Raw genomic sequence first — 3,073 nt, 5'->3', positions numbered from 1 at the left:
AAGCTTATCGTTCTAAGCGCTGGTATCCCTATTGCTAGCATTTGTTCAGACGCATTGAAAAATCCTAGCAAAGTCCCTGGAATAGTTTGAAGTATTATAAGCCCTACAAACATTATTCCAACAGCATAGCATACACTTAATTTTACAGTTTTTACGAGTCTATCCTTATTTCTAGCACCTAAGTTGAATGCAACTATAGGGACCATACCGTTGTTCAATCCAAATATTGGCATAAACACGAAGCTTTGTAGCTTGAAGTAAGCCCCGAATACTGCAACAGCTGTTGATGAGAATGTCATAAGGATTATGTTCATTCCGTAAGTCATAACAGATCCTATCGCCACCATCAACACTGAAGGAATACCTACATATAATATTCTTCCTAGATATTTTTTCTCTAATCTAAATCCTTTTAAATGTATATGAATTTCCTTGTTTTTCTTGATATTAAGCACAAGCGCAAATATACCTGCAACTATTTGGCCTATAACAGTCGCAACTGCAGCACCGGCTATTCCTAATTTTGGAGCTCCAAGTAGACCAAATATTAAGATTGGGTCTAGTATGATATTTATCACTGCACCTGTCAATTGTGTAGTCATCGATAAAATTGTCTTACCTGTTGATTGTAGCAATCTTTCAAATGACATTTGCATATATATCCCAAATGAGCATATACATACTATTCTCAAATATGTTGTTCCATAATCTACTATTTCAGTTATATCAGTTTGAGTTTGCATGAATTTGTGTACTGCAAATAAACCTATACATAAGAATATTAAATAATTTACAAATTCCAAGAAAATACCGTGAAGAGCCGCCTTGTTTACGCCCTCTTGATTTTTTTGTCCTAAATTTTTTGAAAGCAATGCATTCATCCCAACTCCGATACCTGTAGCCATACCTATCATAAGGTTTTGCACAGGGAATGCCATAGATACTGCTGTCAGTGCGTTTTCGCTAAGCTTTGCAACGAAAATACTGTCTACTACATTGTATAGAGCTTGGACAAGCATTGATATCATCATCGGTAAAGCCATTGACATTAACAGCTTGTTGATAGGCATAGTACCCATTTTATTTTCTGTTTGAACTGCTTTTTCTGCCATATATATCCCTCCATTTACTTTTTTAATTTTCTTTAGTCCCCTTAATTTTTATTTTGTCTAATTCTCTCTCGTCTTTTCTGAAATTTTTTCCAGCAAACCGTATAATAATTCTATTTCTTCATCCGAAAAGTCCTTTAACAGACTTTCCTTGTATTTCTTGACATCAGAATCGACTTCTTTGTGAGTTTTTAGACCTGCTTCTGTCAAAACTATCTTATTTATTCTCTTATCAGTCGGAATACTCTCTCTCTTTATATAGCCTTTTTTTTCCAACGAACTTATCATAGTCGAAACAGAAGACCTTCTAATATCAAATATTTTTTCTAAATCCCTTTGAAATATATCTTTATTGCTTGAATTATCGTATACATACTTTAAAAAAAACGCCTGAATTCCAGTTAAATCATGCTTGAGTGCGACTTTATCTAATTTTCTCTTGATTTGATTATCCAATTTATGAACAATCGCAAAAATTTCAATTCTATCCATCAAACAAATTCCCCTCTCTTTTGTTAGCCTTCTAACGTTAGCCACCTAACAATTTTATACCCTTTTAATTTTATTGTCAACGGGAAAAATAAACTCCCTTCCATACTTAATCAGTATAAAAGGGAGTTTCTATTTCAAAATTAAATTTTTTGTCTCATCAAACTAATTATTTTCTTTTATCTTATCAGCAAATAATTTTCCAAGTCTCTTCATGCCCTCTTCTATTTTTTCAGGTGGTACAGCACTAAAGCTCATACGCATGCAGTTATTGCCCTTGCCGCCACCTTCTACAAAGAATCCTTCTCCGGCAACATATGCTACCTTGTATTTTTCATTAGCCTCCTTAAGAAGCTCTGTAGTGTTTAAATTCAACTCTTCAGGTAACTCAACCCAAGTGAACAAGCCTCCATCTGGATAAGTATGCTTAGTTCCCTCTGGTAAATATTTTTCTATGCATTCCATCATCTTATCGCGTCTTTCTCTATATAAGTCACAAATCATCTTGTGGTGCTCAGGATAATAACCTCTCTTGAAAAACTCAGCACATAACACATCTGAAATCATTCCTGTATGAGAATTTGTAGCAGTTTTTATCTCGTATAATCTGTCTATTATTTCCTTTGTAGCAACTACATATCCAAGTCTACTTCCAGGTGAAAATATCTTAGAAAAGCTATTTGCAAGTATAGTATTTCCAGTCTTGTCAAACGATTTTATAGGAGGTAAATCCTCACCACTGTATCTTATATCTCTATAAGGGTCGTCCTCTAGAATTATCACGTCGTACTTGCTTCCAAGCTCAGCTAGCTTCTTTCTTCTCTCTGTGCTCATAGTTATACCTGTAGGATTTTGGAAAGTAGGTATTGTGTAGACGATTTTAGGATTGTACTGTTTTATTTTCTCCTCAACATCCTCCATAATAAGTCCATTGTCGTCCATTTCACAAGCTATGCACTTAACCTCAAACATATCAAAAATCTCAACACAATGCACAAAAGTAGGTGATTCCACAAGCATCACATCTCCTGGATTCATAAAAAGCTGACAAACTAAGTTCATAGTTTCAAGACCACCAGCAGTTATAAGAACATTTTCCATTTTAGCCTCAACACCCTTTGGAGCCATCAAATGATCTATAACAACTCTTCTCAAGTCTACACTACCCCTTGGATCACCATATTGAAGCGCCTCAACGCCCTTTTTATCAAAAGTCAACACATCATTGGCAATCTCCCTAACTATATCAATAGGAAGCGCCTCCTTAGCTGGAGAACCTCCTCCAAACGAAATCGTCTCAGGATCTCCCATAGCATTAAACAGCTTTCTAATTATAGATGCTGACCCCTCCATATTTTTAATACGTTTTGCATATTCTACCATAACTAAGACCTCCCAACATTAACCATATAAAACTTAACTTACATCTTTCCACATAATCGTGGTGTCTTACACTTAATTCTAATTCCTCCTTA

At 35.1% G+C, this 3,073-nt stretch carries 3 protein-coding genes; all 3 read right to left on the bottom strand.

The window, feature by feature from the left end; genetic code table 11:
* The coding region (locus tag ACI3VO_RS12140) for an MATE family efflux transporter (RefSeq protein ID WP_439758169.1) at window positions 1-1,112 on the bottom strand (1,112 nt) is incomplete at its 3' end.
* 57 nt (window positions 1,113-1,169) lie between these two features.
* On the bottom strand, window positions 1,170-1,601 hold the full coding sequence (locus ACI3VO_RS12135) for a MarR family winged helix-turn-helix transcriptional regulator (RefSeq protein ID WP_439758168.1): 432 nt from the start codon (window positions 1,599-1,601) through the stop codon (window positions 1,170-1,172).
* Window positions 1,602-1,763: 162 nt separating this feature from the next.
* The gene (locus ACI3VO_RS12130; RefSeq protein ID WP_439758167.1) at window positions 1,764-2,981 is read right to left on the bottom strand and encodes a PLP-dependent aminotransferase family protein; all 1,218 of its coding nucleotides are present in this window, start codon (window positions 2,979-2,981) and stop codon (window positions 1,764-1,766) included.
* Window positions 2,982-3,073 lie beyond the last annotated feature (92 nt).

Origin of the sequence: Intestinibacter sp., assembly GCF_051866655.1 — a bacterium.
Lineage (GTDB): Bacteria > Bacillota > Clostridia > Peptostreptococcales > Peptostreptococcaceae > Intestinibacter.
Note: the sequence above shows the minus strand (reverse complement) of the source record. Positions and strands in the feature narration are given on the sequence as shown.